This is a genomic window from Aquabacterium sp. A3 (genome assembly GCF_038069945.1).
Lineage (GTDB): Bacteria > Pseudomonadota > Gammaproteobacteria > Burkholderiales > Burkholderiaceae_C > Aquabacterium.
Window position 1 is genome coordinate 2,090,416 of the sequence record NZ_JBBPEV010000001.1, and the last position, 17,085, is coordinate 2,107,500.

12 protein-coding genes are annotated in these 17,085 nt (G+C 69.2%); 4 read left to right on the forward strand and 8 right to left on the reverse strand.

Annotated features, from left to right (window positions below):
- The first annotated feature begins 35 nt into the window (after positions 1-35).
- Entirely contained in the window at positions 36-1,394 is a 1,359-nt protein-coding gene (locus WNB94_RS09090; RefSeq protein WP_341389853.1) for an FMN-binding glutamate synthase family protein, read from the forward strand.
- Between the two features lie 10 nt (positions 1,395-1,404).
- Here the strand turns inward: WNB94_RS09090 and WNB94_RS09095 are convergent, their stop codons facing one another.
- Positions 1,405-4,347, reverse strand: a complete 2,943-nt coding sequence (locus WNB94_RS09095) for an RCC1 domain-containing protein (protein WP_341389854.1) — start codon at positions 4,345-4,347, stop codon at positions 1,405-1,407.
- A 198-nt stretch (positions 4,348-4,545) separates the two neighbouring features.
- On the opposite strand from WNB94_RS09095, the gene WNB94_RS09100 reads away from it, so the two are divergent.
- Positions 4,546-7,572: a hypothetical protein gene (locus WNB94_RS09100; RefSeq protein WP_341389855.1), complete on the forward strand. Its 3,027-nt coding sequence runs from the start codon at positions 4,546-4,548 to the stop codon at positions 7,570-7,572.
- Position 7,573: 1 nt separating this feature from the next.
- Here WNB94_RS09100 and WNB94_RS09105 read toward each other — a convergent pair whose 3' ends face one another.
- Positions 7,574-8,233: a response regulator gene (locus tag WNB94_RS09105; RefSeq protein ID WP_341389857.1), complete on the reverse strand. Its 660-nt coding sequence runs from the start codon at positions 8,231-8,233 to the stop codon at positions 7,574-7,576.
- 16 nt (positions 8,234-8,249) lie between these two features.
- Between WNB94_RS09105 and WNB94_RS09110 the strand changes: the two genes are divergently transcribed.
- Both WNB94_RS09110 and ocd read left to right on the forward strand, forming a co-directional pair.
- Positions 8,250-9,590 (forward strand): sensor histidine kinase, encoded by a 1,341-nt coding sequence (locus WNB94_RS09110; protein WP_341389859.1) that lies wholly within the window; start codon positions 8,250-8,252, stop codon positions 9,588-9,590.
- Between the two features lie 94 nt (positions 9,591-9,684).
- The gene (gene ocd, locus WNB94_RS09115; RefSeq protein ID WP_341389861.1) at positions 9,685-10,713 is read left to right on the forward strand and encodes an ornithine cyclodeaminase; all 1,029 of its coding nucleotides are present in this window, start codon (positions 9,685-9,687) and stop codon (positions 10,711-10,713) included.
- 5 nt (positions 10,714-10,718) lie between these two features.
- Here the strand turns inward: ocd and WNB94_RS09120 are convergent, their stop codons facing one another.
- The 6 genes from WNB94_RS09120 to WNB94_RS09145 are packed head-to-tail and all read right to left on the reverse strand — an operon-like array spanning position 10,719 to position 17,085.
- A complete protein-coding gene (locus WNB94_RS09120) occupies positions 10,719-12,875 on the reverse strand; it encodes a TonB-dependent receptor family protein (protein WP_341389863.1) in 2,157 nt (718 codons plus the stop codon).
- Entirely contained in the window at positions 12,862-14,364 is a 1,503-nt protein-coding gene (locus WNB94_RS09125) for an amidohydrolase family protein (protein ID WP_341389864.1), read from the reverse strand. The genes WNB94_RS09120 and WNB94_RS09125 overlap by 14 nt, the downstream gene beginning before the upstream one ends.
- The gene (locus WNB94_RS09130; protein ID WP_341389865.1) at positions 14,345-14,800 is read right to left on the reverse strand and encodes a DUF3830 family protein; all 456 of its coding nucleotides are present in this window, start codon (positions 14,798-14,800) and stop codon (positions 14,345-14,347) included. Before WNB94_RS09130 ends, WNB94_RS09125 begins: the two co-directional genes overlap by 20 nt.
- A 25-nt stretch (positions 14,801-14,825) precedes the next feature.
- Positions 14,826-15,437 carry an LOG family protein gene (locus tag WNB94_RS09135; RefSeq protein WP_341389867.1) on the reverse strand — a complete coding sequence of 204 codons (612 nt, stop codon included), beginning with the start codon at positions 15,435-15,437 and terminating at the stop codon, positions 14,826-14,828.
- Positions 15,434-16,228: an ABC transporter permease gene (locus WNB94_RS09140; RefSeq protein WP_341389868.1), complete on the reverse strand. Its 795-nt coding sequence runs from the start codon at positions 16,226-16,228 to the stop codon at positions 15,434-15,436. The genes WNB94_RS09135 and WNB94_RS09140 overlap by 4 nt, the downstream gene beginning before the upstream one ends.
- Positions 16,225-17,085, reverse strand: a complete 861-nt coding sequence (locus WNB94_RS09145; RefSeq protein WP_341389869.1) for an ABC transporter ATP-binding protein — start codon at positions 17,083-17,085, stop codon at positions 16,225-16,227. The genes WNB94_RS09140 and WNB94_RS09145 overlap by 4 nt, the downstream gene beginning before the upstream one ends.

Consider the following 17,085-nt stretch of genomic DNA (forward strand, 5'->3'; position numbering starts at 1 on the left):
CCACCAGCCGAGCGTCGCCAAACGGAGCAATGAACATGACGACCGAACACCCTCTCACCTTCAAGCGCCTGCAACGCGAAGAATCCGCCAGTTTCGACCGCAGCACGCTGGACTACATCCACCGCGCCTCCAACACCGGCCTCTACGAGATCCGTGGCCTGGGTGCCAAGCGCAAGCTGCCGCACTTTGACGACCTCGTTTTTCTAGGCGCCTCGCTGTCGCGCTACCCGCTGGAGGGCTACCGCGAAAAGTGCAGCACCAAGACCGTGCTGGGCACGCGCTTCGCCAAGAAACCCATCGTGCTGGACACCCCCATCACCATCGCCGGCATGAGCTTTGGCGCCCTGTCGGCCAACGTGAAAGAGGCGCTGGGCCTGGCCGCCACGGCAACCGGCACGTCCACCACCACGGGCGACGGGGGCATGACCCCCGAAGAGCGCCAATCGTCGAAGACGCTGGTGTACCAATGCCTGCCCTCGCGCTACGGCTTCAACCCCGACGACGTGCGCAAGGCCGACGCCATCGAGGTGGTGCTGGGTCAGGGCGCCAAGCCCGGCGGCGGCGGCATGCTGTTGGGCCAGAAGGTGAACCCCCGCGTGGCCAAGATGCGCACCCTGCCTGAAGGCGTGGACCAACGCTCGGCCTGCCGCCACCCGGATTGGACGGGGCCGGATGACCTGGCCATCAAGATCCAGGAGCTGCGCGAGCTGACCGACTGGGAAAAGCCCATCTACGTGAAGGTGGGCGCCACGCGCGTGTACAACGACGTCAAGCTGGCCGTGCACGCCGGTGCCGACGTGGTGGTGGTGGACGGCATGCAAGGCGGCACCGCGGCCACGCAGACCTGCTTCATCGAGCACGTGGGCATCCCCACGCTGGCTGCCGTGCGCCAGGCCGTGGCCGCGCTGGAAGACCTCGACATGAAGGACACGGTTCAGCTGATCGTCTCAGGCGGCATCCGCACCGGCGCCGACGTGGCCAAGGCCTTGGCCCTGGGGGCGGACGCCGTGGCCATTGGTCAAGGCGTGCTGATGGCCTTGGGCTGCAACCGCGACACCTACCAACAAGGCGGCGAGCTGCACAGCGCCGAGGCCGACTACGCCGCCCTGGGCACGGCGCCGGGCTTTTGCCACCACTGCCACACCGGCAAGTGCCCCGTGGGCGTGACCACGCAAGACGCCGTGCTGGAAAAGCGCCTGGAGCCTGAAGTGGGCGCCAAGCACCTCAAGAACTACCTCAAGACCCTGACCATGGAGCTGACCACCTTGGCCCGCGCCTGCGGCAAGCAGAACGTGCACCACCTGGAGCCCGAAGACCTGGTGGCCCTGACGGTCGAGGCCGCCGCCATGGCCCAGGTGCCGCTGGCGGGCACCAGCTGGATCCCGGGCCGATGAAGCGGTGGGCTCAGCCCCCCGGCACGTAGGTGTCCAGCCATCCCCAGCACTGCAGGCTGCGGTCATCGCGCAGCACGCAGCCGGCAAACTCGCGCACGCCCACGTCCAGGGCCGTGCCGCTTTGTTCGGTGGCCAGCACCGGCACGTTGCTGTCGCTGGTGCTGCCGTTGCCCAGTTGGCCCTGGCTGTTGCGACCCCAGCAGTGGGTCTGGCCCGTGCTGGTGAGCGCACAAGTGAAGTCGGCCTGGGCGCTCACCGCCACGAAACCGCTGCTAGCGCCCGTCACGGCCACCGGGGTGGCGCTGGCGGTGTTGCTGCCATCGCCCAGTTGGCCACGTGAATTCTGGCCCCAGCACAGCACGGCGCCTTCGGTGGTCACGGCGCAACCGTGGTCTTGGCCCAGGCTGATGGATGCCAGCGCATCGCTCAGGCCGCTCAGCACCACGGGCACGTTGGTGCTGCCGCCGCCGGTGCCATAGCCAACGCCCCAACACAACACGCCCGCCCCTTGCGTGACGGCGCAGGTGCCCGAGCCACCGGCGCTGATGGCCACCACGCCGCTGCTCAGGCCGCTCACGGCCACGGGCGTGCTGCTGTGGTTGTTGCTGCCATCGCCCAGCGTGCCGAAGTCATTGCGGCCCCAGCACACCACCCCGCCAGCGCTGGTCAGTGCGCAGGCGTGGTTGTGGCCTGCCGCGATGGCCACCACGCCGCTGCCCAGGCCACTCACGGTCACCGGGCTGGCGCTGTAGTTGGGGCTGCCACCGTTGCCCAAGGTGCCATCGCCGTTGTTGCCCCAGCACTGCACGGCCCCCGCGTCGCTCAAGGCGCACGAGAAATCACCCGCGGCGGCCACCTCCACCGCCGGGCCGGACAGCCCTTGCACCTGCACCGGCTGCGGGGTGCTGTACAGCTCGCCACCGCCCAGCTGGCCATAGCCGTCGTAGCCTTCACACCGCACGCCGCCGCTGCCGTCCAGCCAGCAGGTGTGCAGTTGGCCCGAGTCGATCTGACGGCGCGCCAGCGTGGGCGTCACGCTGCCGTTGGTGGCCACCACGGCGATGGCGGTGCTGGTTTGCTGGCCCAGGTCATCGGTCAGCGTGAGGGTGACGCTGTAGCTGCCCGCGCTGGCGTAGCTGTGGTTGGTGTTCAGGCCCGTGGCCGTGGCGCCATCGCCAAAGCGCCAGGCCGCGCTGGTGATCGTGCCTTCGGGCGCGCTGGAGGCGCTGGCGTCAAAGCTGCGGCTCAGGCCCGTGCCGGTGGTGTTCACGCTGGCCACGGGGCCTTGCGGCAAGCTCAGGCAACTGCTCGGGTTCACACCACTGTTGCCCACCACCAGCGTGGTGCGGCGCTCGGCCAGGGTGGCGTCTGCCGGTGTCAGCACCAGGGTCAGCGTGCTGTTCAAAGGCGCCTGGCTGAAGCTGAAGTCGGGCGCGCCAGCGCTCACCGTCTGCGGGACGTCGATGGGCTCGCTGCCCTTGAACAAGGCCACCTGGGCGCTCGTCTGGCGGTAGGTGCCCCAGCCGTCCACGCAGCCGCTCAGCGCGAAGCGCGTGTCGTTGAGCGTGAGGTCGGGCAGCACCGTGTCCACATTGCCCACCACACCGCTCACGCTGGTGTCCGGGCTGCCGCGGTCGAACAGCGACACCAGGCGGGCGGTCACGCTGCCGCGTCCCGCATACGTGGTCACCGCATAGCGGCCGTCGGTGTCGGGCGCCACGGTCATGGTCTGCACCTGCGCACCACTGATCTGCACGCGCACGTTCTGCAGCGAGCCGCTGTTCACCGTCACCAGGCCGCTGATGCGCACGGTGGCCGGCTCGCTCAGGCAGCGCGGCAACAGCACGGTGGTGCCTGCCGCACCGGTGCTCACGTCCAGGGCGTCCAGCACCAGCCCCACGGTGTCCACCAGGCGCACCTGCACCTGCGAGTTGGCGCGGGCGGCCACGTCGCTGCCGGCGGCCCAGCTCGCGCCGTTGTAGTCGCGCCCCACCGCCACCACGCGCAGGCCCGGGGCGATCGTGCAGGCGCCGCCCAGGTCGGTGACGCCCAGGTTGATGGTGCTGCGGGTGATCTCCTGGTCGGCGTTCCACCAGCTGAAGTGGCTGACCGTGGCCTCGTAGTACGCGTCGCCGCTCACCGGGTCGGTGTGCAGGGTGGCCGTGCCTTCGCGCTCCCACAGGCCGGTGGTCTCGTTGAGGTGGTACAGCGGAAAGCTGGCCGGCAGGGTGGCGCCCGGGGCCGGTGTGGCCGGGATGCGGATCACCGCCGTCTGGCCGCTGGCCAGGTTCAGTTGCGCGCCGCTGGCGTCGGTGAACTCGATGCCCAACGCGCCCAGCGATTCGATGGGCGTGCCGCTGTCGGCGTCCACCATCAGGCCGGGCATGCGCAGGGGGTCGGCGCTGGGGTCCACCGGGGTCAGGGCCACGGTCACCGCCCCGTTGATGGGCTGGCCATCGTCGCGCCGCAGGCTGGCCGCGGCCAGCTCCACCCGGGCGGTGCTGCCTGGCACGCGCAGCACCTGTGCCTCGGTGGTGTCAAAGCTTTGCGTGGCGGCCACGGGCAGCAAGATCACCCGTGGGGCCACCGCCTCGTTCTGGCTGGCGGCGTCCACGGCCCGCACGCTGCTGGCGTGGCCCGCCTTGCTGAAGCGCAACACGGCGGGCGTGGCGGCGTCCAGGGTCAGCAAAAAGTGGCCATCGCCGTTGGTCGTGGTCTGGGTGTCGGTGCCCGGCACGCGGCTGTCAGACACCACCTGCACCTGCGCATCGGTCAAGGGCACGCCCTGGTCGTCCACGACGATGCCTTGCGCCACCACCGTGGCGCCCGGCGCGCTGGACGACCCTCCGCCGCCGCAGGCCGACAAGGTCAGCAGCAGCGCACCCAGTGCCAGGTACAACATGGCGGCGGGCAACAGGCACAACAGGCGAGACAGGGGGTGGATGGGGCGCATGGGGCAGGCTCAAAGAAAAAAGGCTGCCCGATCGTAGAAACCGGCAAGGCGCTTGACCATTCACCCGCCGGCGTAGTGCGGGTCGTCCTCTACGCACTTGAGCGTAGAAGGCGGGCACCACCCCACCCCGCGAATGGGCGAGCGCCCCTGGATTTTCATCACGCAAAATTGCTTTTGATCAAATCCAAGGAGCTTGTCATGCACCGTGCCCGCCGAGGGTGGTTGACCTCGTCGCTGTGTCTCAGTGGCGCCCTGCTGGCCCATGGGCCGTCCCATGGCCAGGCCACCCATTGGGTGATGCCCATGGTCGACAACCCCGTCAAGACAGACGCCTTCGGGGCGTATCGCACCGACGTCGGACGGCCCACGCAGATCCGGTGCCTGGTGGTGCGCATGGCCGATCAGCAGGTGCTGTCGGCGGCACAGCGGCAAGCCTCGTTTCCGGGGGCCACTTTTTTCCTGCGTCAGACGCGCGGCACGGCCTCCACGGGGGGCGCGTCGCCGTGGCAGCCTTACAGCGTTCGCTTTGTCGACCCGGGGGTGCACACCTTCACCTGCGACAGCACCGTGTCGCGGCCAGATTTGAGCCCCCGTGTCACCACCGTCGTGGCCCAGGTGCCTTCGTACGGGGCCAATGACGTGGTGGTGCACATGTCGTCTGCGCAAGGCGAGGTGAGCTCGTCGGTGGGCGTGTCCGAGCCGGTGGACCTGCAGGTGCAGGCGTTCACGCCCGACCGCACGCAGGCCTTGCCCGTGGTGGTGTCGTCGGTGAGCTGGTCCACCCAGGCCGCGCCGTGCGAGCGTCCGCAGGCCTTGCTGCCTGCCGCCACCATGACGGCCCAGCCTGCCCAGCCCTGGACGCCCGAGCAGGGCGTGCGTCAGGCCCATGTCTTCAAGGTGCCAGGCACCTACCACGCCTGTGTGCGCCTCTCCAGTGGCGCGGGCCAGGTCATCGACAAGCCGCTGAGTTTGAAGGTTGACGCCAACCGCCGTCCCCTGATCGACACCTTCTGGAGCCCTCAAGTGCAGTTCGGGGTGTTTGACGCGCGCACCCGTGATCGTCAAAACCCGGTGGCCCGCACCTACCCGGTCAGGGTTCGCATCCAGGATGATCAACCGGCCAGCGTGCAGGTGGTGTTCAGCAACCAGCAGGGCAGTGTGCCGGCCACGCTGTCCAGCGCCACGGCAGACCAGGCCGTGTTCCATGCCGACCTGCCGTTCTCTGAAGGGCTGCAGATCGTGGGCGTGCAGGTGAAAGACGGGCCGCACACCCTGCGGCAGACGCTGACGTTCATGGCCACCCGCGAATCCCTGAGCGCGCTCGACAACGTGCAGACGCAGCGCGCCCGCAAGGGCGCCGTGGCCTTCATCAGCAATGATGTTCTGGAGGATGCGCACCCCAGCGTGTTTGTGCCGGCGTCGCTGGAAGCCAGCTTCAAGGCGCTGCCCGCGCAGACCCGCAGCCAGTTCATGCCGCCCGTGGGGCTCAACCTGGACGTGCCGCTGGCAGAGCTCCGTGGCCTGCCCCGTGGCGTGTCCTCGGGTGCGCTGCTGGAGGTGCGCGGCCAGCTCAAGGCACAGGATCTGAGGCTGGAGCTGACGCGGGGCCCCACCATGGGGGCCGAGCTGGCCGCCGACCTGACGCTGAACGTCAACCTGCGCTGCGTGACGCGGGGCTGGGGCAATGCCCGCCTGCCTTTCACCTGCCCGTTTGCCAAGAATGGCCGGGTGGGCGTCTCGGCGGCGGTGAACCTGCGCATCGCCAGCGTGGTCGATGCCCTGCGGGATCCCGTCACCGGCGAAACCTTGCTGGCCTTGAACTGGGACGACGCACGCGTGGACCGCTCGGTGCAGGTCACGGCACAGGTGTCCAGCGCGCTGGAATCGGCCGTGAGGGACGTCGTCAGGGGGCACATCCTGGTGCAGACCGCCAAGGCCAACCTGGGCCGCACGCTGTTCAACTGCAGCACACCGGGTCGTCACTGCCGGCCGTCGGCACCCCTGAGCAGCATGGTCTTGCAGGGCAAGACCTGGGTGGGCCTGCCCCTGACTGAAGAGGGCCGCCTGCAGCGCAGCCTCACCTTGCCGTCGCTCTTTGGCGATGAGCCGGTGGCGCTGGACTACCGCTCGTCGCTGTTCGAGCTGGACCTGGGCGGCCATTTCAGCCGCCTGGTGCTGGGCGGTGCGCCTTTGCCGGCCGACCTGCGCCAATTGACCATGTCACCCACGTACGCCCGGGCCACCTTCGATGACGAGAACCTGCCCTGGCCCCGCCGCGAAGACCTGTTGCCCAACCCGGTGGTTGGCGCGCGTGCGCCGCAGCCCAACGTGGGCTTGCTGGTGCATGTGGACACCCTGAATGCCTGGCTGGCCGGCCTGACGGCCTCCGGCGTGTTGAACATCGACCTGTCGGCCCCCGAGTTTGCGGCCATGCTGGCGGGTCAGCACCAGCGCACCACGCCCTTCTCGGCCTTGGCGCACATGCCCCGTGGCCGGGTCAGCCTGCGCTTCGAGCGCGCGCCCCGGCTGGTGCCTCGTGGCGACCTGAGCGACCTGCTGGCCCTGGAGTTGGGCCCGGTGCTGCTGGACATCGACCTGCGCCAGGATGCCGGCTCGCGTGTGCAGTATCGGCTGTCGGCCGTGGCCGGTGTCGAGCTGGCGTCTGCCGAAGTGGCCAGTGCCTTGCCGCATGGCATCGAGATTCGCTTGCCCCGCACCCGTTGCCTGAGCAACTTCATGCAGTGGTCCACCCACTGCAAGCTGGTGTTCGGGGTGGAGGTGCTGGCGCGCGAAGGTTTTGCCGACACCACCGTGCTGCCGGCACTGGCCAGCCCGGCGCAGCAGGCGGCCTTGACCACGCAATGGACGGCCTTGCAACGGGCCCTGGGCTTCAGGCCCTTGCTGCCGCTGGGGGCGGATGAGCCTATCGCGCCTCATCACCAGGCCGACGTCTTGCGCAAGCTGCTCAACCTGGCGTTGATGTCGCAAACCGGCCAGGCCACCGCGCCCGGCGGGCTGGACGCCCTCATCCCCCTGCCCTACGTGGTGCCCGAGCGCGCCATCCCGCTCACAGGCCCGCTCATCGATGCCTTGAGCCTGCCCTTGGGGGCCGATCGCCGCACCGCCATCGGTGGCCTGACGCCCCATCCTGCGTTCAACGGCTTGGGCAACGCCAAGGGCTGGTTGGGCTTCACGGGGCAGCTCGTCCGCGAGCCCGCGCCATGAGTCAGGTCGCCGGTGCTCCCGGGGCCTGCACCCGGATGGCATAGGCCGCCATCTCGGCGCTGTTGCGCAGCCCCAGCTTGCGTCGGATGTTTTCGCGGTGCTTGCGCACGGTGGCCTCGGCCACCGCCAGTTGCTCGCCAATTTCACGGCTGGTCAGCCCCTCGCCCACCAGGCGCAGCACCACCTGCTCGCTGGGCGTCAGCGCCGGGGCCTCGGATGCGGCGGGCGCGGCCACACCGTCCGGTGTGAACAGCTCGGCGATGTGCGCGCTGATGTAGCGCCGCCCCTGGGCCACACGCCGCAAGGCCAGCAGCAACTCGCCGCTGTCTTCGTCCTTGGGCAGGTACCCCGTGGCGCCCAGGCTCAGGGCCGCGCGCACCGAAGCCGCATCCAGCCGCGCCGTCACCACCAGCACCCGCGTGGCAGAGCCGGCGTGCCGCAGCGCCCCCATCACCGCCAGCCCGTCCAGCCGGGGCAAACCCAGGTCCAGCAGCAGCACATCGGGCTGCAGGGCCAGCGTCTGCGCCAGCGCCTGCTCGCCATCGTGCACCGCGCCCAGGCAACGCATGTCGGGCTGCGTGCTCAAGAGCATCTGCAAGGCATCGGCCAGCAAGGCATGGTCTTCGGCGATCAGCACGTTCAAGGGTGGCATAGTGCCCATTATCGAAGAAGCCACCATGTCTGTCCCCAGCGATTCCGCCCCACCACCTGATCTGGCCACCTACGAGCGCCAGGCCTTTGGCCGCTACTTCGCGTTCGACCTGCACTTTCCGCTGGCGCCGGTGATCCTGCTCACCCTGGTGTGCGCCTGGTTGATGCATGGTCGCGTGGCCAATGGCCTGATCGCGGCCTGGCTTGGCTTCAGCGCGGTGGCCAACCTGGCGCGCGAGGCCTTCATGTGGCACACGCGCCCACGGCTCGAAACCCACCAGCGCCACGGACTGATCCTGACCGTCTACACCTGGTCGTCGCTGGCCTCTGGCCTCACCTGGGGCGCCTTCGCCTGGCTCTACCTTGATCCTGCCCAGCCACTCACTCAACTGGTGGTGGGCTCCATCGTGGCGGGTCTGGTGGGCGTGTCGGTCACGCCGCTGTCCATCCACCTGCCGGCTTTCTACACCTTCGTGCTGCCCATGCTGGCGTCCTACATCGTGCTGATGCTGCGGGTTGGTGGCGCCGAGCAGTTCACGCTGGCCGGCATGGCGGTGGTGTACCTGGGCGCCATGGCCAACTATGCCCACGCCACCCACCGCGTGCACCGCGAAACCATCCGCCTGCGCTTTGAAAACCAGCGGCTCATCGGTGACCTCACCCAGCGCAAGGCCGAGGCCGAAAACGCCGCACGCATCAAAGGCCTGTTCCTGGCGGGCGTCAGCCACGACCTCAAGCAGCCGGTGCGCGCCATCAGCCTGTACACCGGTTTTCTGCACCGCAGCGACCTGCAGGCCATGGGCGAAGCGCGCCTGCGCGACACGGTGCGCAAGATCGACGCGGCGGCCGGCGCCATCCACAGCCAGATCAGCAGGCTGCTGGAGCTGTCACGGCTGGAGTCGGGCGCGGCCCCCGTGCACCTCGGCGAGCTGGATCTGACCGAGCAACTGCACCGCATGGTCGAGCTGGCCGGCCCCGACGCCCAGGCGCGCGGCATCGAGCTGGCCGTGCGCACCGGGCCAGCCCTGCACCTCACCACCGATGTGCGCATGCTGGACTCCATCGTGCAGAACCTGCTGGGCAACGCCCTCAAGCATGCGCAGGCCACGCGCGTGCTGGTGGCGGTGCGACGGCGGCGCACCGGCTTGCGCATCGAGGTGCGCGACAACGGGCAGGGCATCGCACCGGAGCGCCTGCCCCAGCTGTTCGAGGCTTACCGCAGCTTTGACGACCGCCATGCCGGTGGTGACAGCCATGGCCTGGGCCTGGCCATCGTGCGTGCGCAGGCCGGTTACCTGGGCGCGCACATCACCGTGCGCAGTGCGCCGGGCCGGGGCAGTGTGTTTGCGCTGGAGGGCCTGGGCTGAGCACGAAGTCACGGATGGCGTCAGGGCCGTTGCCCCACGGGTGGCCACCCGAGCCCGGCGCTGCCATACTGAAGCCAGGAAGGAGGGACGTGCCATGAAACGCACCCATCCACTGTTCCTGAGCGTGGCCGATGTGGCCGCGCTGGTGAGACAACAGGGTCTGGCCGACACCCTGGCCGGCCTGGTGCACTGCCTGGACGACGACTTCAGACGGTGGCCCGAGTTTGACAAGTGCCCGCGTGTGGCCAGCCACTCGCCCACGGGCGTGATCGAGCTGATGCCCATTGCCGACGCCCGCCTGCACAGCTTCAAGTTCGTCAACGGCCACCCCGGCAATGTGCGCCTGGGCCTGCCCACCGTGATGGCCTTTGGCGCCCTGGCCGAGGTGAACACCGGCCTGCCCCTGCTGATCAGCGAGCTCACCCTGAGCACGGCCTTGCGCACGGCGGCCACCTCGGTGCTGGCCGCGCGCGCGCTGGCGCGGCCCGACAGCCGGGTCATGGCCCTGATCGGCAACGGGGCGCAAAGCGAGTTTCAGGCCCTGGCGTTTCACCACCTCATGGGCATCCACACCCTGCGCCTGTACGACGTCGACCCCAGCGCCACGCAGCGCCTGGTGCACCACCTGGAGCGTGCGGCGGGGCCGGGCTTGCGTGTGCAGGTGTGCGCCAGCGCGGCCGAGGCCATGCAGGGCGCCGACATCGTCACCACCGCCACCGCCGACAAACGCCTGGCCACCATCGTGCATGCCCACATGCTGGCGCCAGGCATGCACCTCAACGCCATCGGTGGCGACTGCCCGGGCAAGACCGAGCTGGCGCCCCAGGTGCTGCAGGCCGCGCAGGTGTTTGTGGAGTTTGAGCCCCAAACCCGTGTGGAAGGCGATCTGCAACAGATGCCACCCGACTTTGCCGTGGTGGAGTTGTGGCGGGTGCTGAGCGGGCAGCACCCGGGCCGTGAGCAAGCCGATCAGATCACGGTGTTCGATTCGGTGGGGTTCGCGCTGGAAGACTTCAGCACCCTGCGCTACCTGCACGGCCGTGCACAGGCCCTGGGCCTGGGGCAGCCTCTGGCCCTGCTGCCGCATCAACGGGACCCCCGAGACCTGTTTGGGCTGTTGTGATCGCCTCACCAGCCCCGCTGCAGGTTCACCATCACCGAAGCCGCGCGCCCCGGTGCCGGCTCGAAGTAGCGCCGGTTGCCCTCGTTGACGATGACCGAGCTCACGTCCTGGCTGTCGAACAGGTTGTCGACGCGCAGCAGCGCATCAATGCGCCAGGTGTGGGGCGCGGTGGTGGGCCCCGTGCTGCCCACCGCCCGCCAACCCAGTCGCCAGCCCCAGCGCGATGATGAGGGGGCCGCTGTGTCGTTCACATCGTTGGCCCACAGGCGGCCCTGGTGGCGCCATTCCAGGGCGGTGTGCCAGCCGGTGGGCTGGGGCCGCCATGCCAGTTCGGTCCAGGCCGTGTGCCGAGGGATGCCAGGCAAGGCCTGGCCAGCGGGCACGGGCGTGCTCACACCCGCCGAGGTGCTGGTGAAGTCTTCGGTGGTGCGCGCGCGTGTCCAACCCAGGGCGCTGCGCAGGCGCAGGCCCGTCGCAGCCTCGGGCCACACCGCCATGTCCAGCCCGGCCTCCAGGCCCTGGCGCACCGTGCCGCCCACGTTCTGGAAGGTGCTGCGCCCAAAGCTGTTGCGCGCCACGGCAATCTCATCGCGGGTGCGCACCTCGTACACGCTCAGGTTGAAGGCGCCGCCGCGCGACCAGCGCCACTGGCTGCCCAGCTCCACCTGGCGCCCGCGCGCGGCCTGCAGCGTGGTGTTCAGCCCGGTTTCATCACCGGCCACCGAGCGGTAGGCCACTTCGTTGAAGGTGGGCGTCTCGAAGGTGCGCCCCACGCTGGCGTGCAGGTGCCAGTCGGGCCGCACGCGCCACAACACGCCCAGCACGGGGGTGTGGGCCTGCCAGCGGCGTTGGCCACTGTCATCGCCATTGCCCGGCACCACATAGCGGTCGTCTGATTCAAAGCGCACATTCACCTGTCGCCAGGCGGCCTGCAGCCGCCAGTCGGGTGCCACGTCCCACTGCGCCTGCACATAGGGGTCGGCCTGGGTGATGGTGTTGCGCTCATCGCGGCGCAGGGCGCCCTTCATTCCCAGTACGCCCAGTCCGCCCAGCACGGTGGTGGCGCCTTCATCCACAAAGTTCTGAAAGCCCCGGCGCGTTTCATTCAACTGGTCCACCGACACCCCTGTCAGCACGTTCAAGGGCCTGGCCAGCCACTCGCCTTGCCATTGCCAGCGCAGGTCGGCCCCCACAAAGCGCCGCTTCAGGTCGATCACGCCACCGGGGTGCGTGGCCTGCGTTTGCACGGTGCTGTCGGGCGGCGCGGGGATGGACTGGAACTGCGTCACCACGCGCTGTCCGCCGTACACCAGCCATTGCCAGCGCTGCGCGCCCTGGCGCCACTCGTGCTGCAGCGACAGCTGCGTTTGTTCGATGGCCTTGCGCGTGTTGTAGCGCAGCGCGGCGGCCGTGGCCTGATCGGGGTTGTCGCGCCATTGGGCCTCGGTCAGGCCCAGCGGGTCTTGCGCCTCGGGGATGCGCACCTGCCGTGCGATCAGGTTCAGCGTTTCGTCGTCAGAGGGTTGCCACTGCAGCCGTGCGCGCCAGGCCTCGCGCTGGTAGCGGCTGTGCTGCCGTTGCCCATCGGCCGCGCCCGCGCTGGCCTGCACGCGCACCCCCAGTGTGTCGCTGACGGGGCCCGAGCCCTCCACCATGGCGGCCCACAGGCCATGTTCGCCCACCACCAGGCCCGTGCGTGCCTCGGGTTGCGCCGCCGGCGGTGTGCTGAACACCTGGATCACACCCCCCGCCGCATTGCCGTACATCACCGACATCGGCCCGCGCAGCACCTCCAGGCTCTGCACGTTCCACCAGTCCAGCGTGCCGGTCTGGCCCTGGCCGTCGGGCTGGCTCAGGGGCACACCGTCTTCATACAAGCGCACACCCCGCACCCCGAACGATGCGCGCGAGCCAAAGCCCCGCACCGACAACTGCAGGTCTTGCGCGGCGTTCTGGCGGTCCAGTGCCACCACCCCGGGCACCCGGGCCAGCCAGTCGGCCGGCTGGTTGGGCAGGGCGTCACGCGCTTGTGCGGCCGTCACCACGCTCACCGAGGCGCCTGCCTCGAAGGCCGTCTGCGGCTGGCGGGTGACGGTGATGGTGATGGTGACCTCGGGCAGGGGGGTGGCCAGGGCGGCCGTGGGCGCATCAGGCCACTCCACGCGCCACCCCGCAACAAAATGCCCCGATCCACGGCCGCATGGCCTGGGCCAGGTGACGGCCTTCGGTGTTGAGCGCATCCAGGCGGGCGGCGGCTTCTTCGGCCTGTTGGCGCAGTGCGGTTTCGTCCAGCGTCAGCAGGCGGTCGTTTTCCACCACCACGCGGCCGCCCACCAGCACGTGGCTCACGGCCGCGCCGTTCTCGCCGTGCACCAGTTGTCGCATGGCGTGGCGCAAGGGCACGTAAATGGGCTTGGAGAGGTCCAGCAGCACCAGGTCGGCCTCAAACCCCGGGGCCAGGCGGCCCAGGCGCTCGCCCCAGCCCAGGGCGTGGGCGCTGTGTGTGGTGCCCATCTCCCAGGCCTCGCCGGCCGTGATCCACTCGCGCTCGTTGGGCTCGATGATGCGCGACAGGTAGGCCGCCAGCCGCGCCGCTTCAAACAGGTTTTGCGTGTCCGAGGTGTTGGCCCCGTCGGTGCCCAGGGCCACACGCAGGCCCCGCGCCTTCATGCGCCGGATGGCCGCCACGCCCGAGCCCAGGCGCAGGTTGCTCAAGGGGTTGTGCACGGCCGTCACCCCGGCGCGGGCCAGGCGGTCGATGTCGTCGTCGTCGATCCAGATGGCGTGGGCCACGCTCAACCGCGGGCTCAGCAGGCCCAGGGTCTCCATGTGGGCCACCAGGCTGCGGCCGTAACGTGCCTGGCCCTGCACGGCCTGCAAGCGGCTTTCGGCCAGGTGGATCTGCATGGGCAGATGGAATTCGGCCGACAAGTCGGCGCAGCCCCGCATGAAGTCATCCGAGCAAAACAGCGGGATGGTGGGCGCGATGCCCAGGCGGATGCGGCCCGGGTCAAAGGGCCAGTCTTGTGCGGCGGCGCGCACGGCGGCCAGGCAGGCGGTCGCGTCGGCCGCACGGGCCTGGGCAGCAGCCGATTGCAGTGGCGGGGGCATGTCGTCCAGCAGCGCCGGAAAGGCCTGGTACAGCGTGCGGTCGGCCATCATGGGGGCCACCACGGCGCGGATGCCCACGGCCTCGTAGGCGCGGGCCACGGCATGCAGGCCACCCACCGTGGGCAGCGGGAACTCGCTGCTCATGTCGAACAGCGCGGTGCAGCCTTTCTTGAGCAGCTCCACCGCTGTCAGGGTGGCGCTCAGGGCCATGTCCTGCCAGCCCCGTTGGCCATTGATGGCCGGCGCGGCCGCCAGAAAGCCCTCCAGCCGCACATCGTCCACCGCGCCGCGCCCCAGGCCGCCATGGGCGTGGGTGTGGCCGTTGGCCCAGGCTGGCATCACCAGGCGGTCGTGCGCGTTCAGCAGGGCCACGTCGTCCAGCGTGTCGAACTGGCCGGGCGCCCCCAGTGCGGCCACCTGGCCGTCTTCGATCAGGATGTCGGCGTGGGTGGCCGGGGCATCGGCCTCGCTCAGCACCAAGCCACCGCGTATCAACAGGCGCGGTGGTGTTCCATGCACGTCAGCTGGCGCCTGGGACATGGCCGGGCTCCTCCATCAGCTCAAAACACACGTCCTGTGCGCCTTCCCACAGGGTTTTCAGGCCCACCTCGCGCAGGTGCTCGCGGCCTTCAACGATGGTCAGAAAGTGATTGCCCGCCAGTTGCCCCAGCTTGCTGGAAAAGCTGCAACTGCCGTAGGCCATGATGATCTCGGTTTCGCTGTAGCCACCAGGATAGAACAGCACATCGCCCACCGAGGGGTGGCTGGTGTGGTTCTCGAAGCCCACGGGCTGGCCCTCGTGGCTCAGCACAAAATCGCCCAGCGGCACCCAGCAGCCCTCGCCGCTCCAGCGCACGTGGATGAGCTTTTGCCGGTAGGGCAGCAGTGGCAAGAAGGCGGCCACGGTGGCGGGCGCCTCGGGGTGGGTGCGGGCCACGAAGGTGCGGCCGGCGGTGGTGATGCGGATCAGGGGCATGTGGGCAGCCAGCAAGGGTTGAAGGTCATGAACCGGGTTGGCCGATCCACTTGCTCACGGTGGGGGCCTGCCATTGGCGCAAGCCCTCCAGCAGGGTGGCGGGGTCGCTGTCGATCAGCACCATGTCGCGGTGCTCGGGCTTCAGAAAGCCCTCGGTGGCGGCTTGCGCCAGCATCTGGCGCATGGGCTCGTAAAAGCCCCGCGTGTTCAGCGCAGCGCAGGCTTTGCTGTGGTCGCCCAGTTGCGTCAGGGTGGCCACCTCAAACAGCTCTTCCAGCGTGCCCAGGCCACCCGGCAGGGCGATGAAGGCGTCGGCCAGCTCGGCCATGCGGGCCTTGCGGGCGCGCATGTGGGGCTGCACCTCGTGGCGCACCAGGCGGGGGTGCAGGTGCCCCCGGTCGTGCAGGCGCTGGTTGATGATGCCGATGGCCTCGCCGCCGGCGTCCAGCACGGCATCGGCCACCACGCCCATCAGGCCCTTGTTGGTGCCGCCATAGACCAGCGTGATGCCCTGCTGCGCCATCAGCGTGCCCAGGGTGCGGGCCGCCTCGGCATAGGCCTCGCTCACGCCAAAGTTCGAGCCGCAGAACACGGCCACGCTGCGCAGCGTGCCGGTGCTTGTCGTGTGTTCACTCATGCCATTCCCAGGTCGGTTTTGCGTTGGGCCCAGCCCGTCACGCGTCGCTCCAGCAGCGACGATAAGGTGTACAGCATCACACCCAACACCGCCAGGATCAACAGCCCTGCAAACACCATGGGCACATCGAAGTTGCCGCTGGCGATCATCATCACCGTGCCGATGCCTTTGTTGGCCGCCACCGTTTCCGCCAGCACCGTGCCCACAAAGGCCAGCGTGATGGCGATCTTCAACGAGGCAAACAGGTAAGGCATGGCGCGCGGCAAGGCCACGTTCCACAAGATGTCGCGCTTCTTGGCGCCCAGCACGCGCAGCACGTCTTCCAGTTCGGGTTCGGTGCTGGCCAGGCCGGTGGCCACGTTCACCACCACCGGGAAGATGCAGATCACCATCGACGTGAGGATGGCCGGCACCGTGCCCGACCCGAACCACACCACGAAGATGGGCACCACGGCCACCTTGGGGATGCTGGAGAACCCCACCAGCAGCGGGTAGGCCACGTCATAGGCGGTTTTGGACGAGCCGATCAACAGGCCCAGCACGATGCCGATGAGCACGCCCAGGGCAAAGCCCGCCAGGGTGGTGTAGAGCGTTTGCACCGTGTGCGGCCACAGCAGCGGCAGCTTGTCGATCAGCACCTGCAGGATCTGGCTGGGGCGGGGCAGCACCAGGTCGGACACGCCCGTGGCCACGCAGGCCAGCTCCCACAGCACAAAAAAGCCCACCAGGGCGGTGGCCGACATCAGGCGTTGACGCGCCTGGGCCGACATCATTCGGTTGGGGGCGCTCATGCGGCTTTCCTTTGCGGGTCGGGGCTGGTGTTGGCTTGATCGGCCAGGTCGGCGTTCGTGCGCGCATCGGCAATGCACTGGCGCAGCTCCTGCACCAGGCCCGACACCTCGGGGGCGTAGCTCATGGCCAGCGTGCGGGGGCGCTCAAACGGCACGGCACGGTCTTCCAGGATGCGGCCGGGGCGGGCGCTCATCACGCAGATGCGCGTGGCCAGGTAGGCCGCCTCGCGCAGGTCGTGCGTCACCAGCAGCACCGTGGGCTGCTTGTCCATCCACAACTGCTGGGTCAGCGCCCACAGCTCTTCGCGGGTGAACGAATCCAGCGCGCCAAAGGGCTCATCGAGCAGCAGCAGCTGTGGTTCGTGGATCAGGGCGCGACACAGCGAGGCACGCTGCAGCATGCCGCCCGAGAGCTGCCAGGGCCGCTTGTCGCCAAAGCCCTTGAGGCCCACCTGGGCCAGCAGCGCCTCGGCCCGTTCGGCAAACTCGCCGCGCTTCTTGCGGCCGTACTCGCTGCGAAACGGCTCCACGATCTTCAGCGGCATCATCACGTTGTCGCGGATGCTCAGCCAGGGCAGCATCGTCGGGTTTTGAAAGGCCAGGCCAATGCGGGTCTTGCCCGATTGCTGGGTGCTGGGGCTTTCACGCCCGCCCACCAGCAAGCCACCCGAGCTGGGCTGCAAGAGCCCCGCCACCAGCTTCAAGATGGTGGACTTGCCGCAGCCGCTGGGGCCCACCAGGGCCACGAAGTCGCCCTGGGCAATGCGCAGGTTGGTGCGGTCCAGGGCCAGGGTGCTCTGGGCATCGGTGCCGTAACGCACGGTCACGTCGCTCAGGTCAATGAAAGCGGGGGTCAT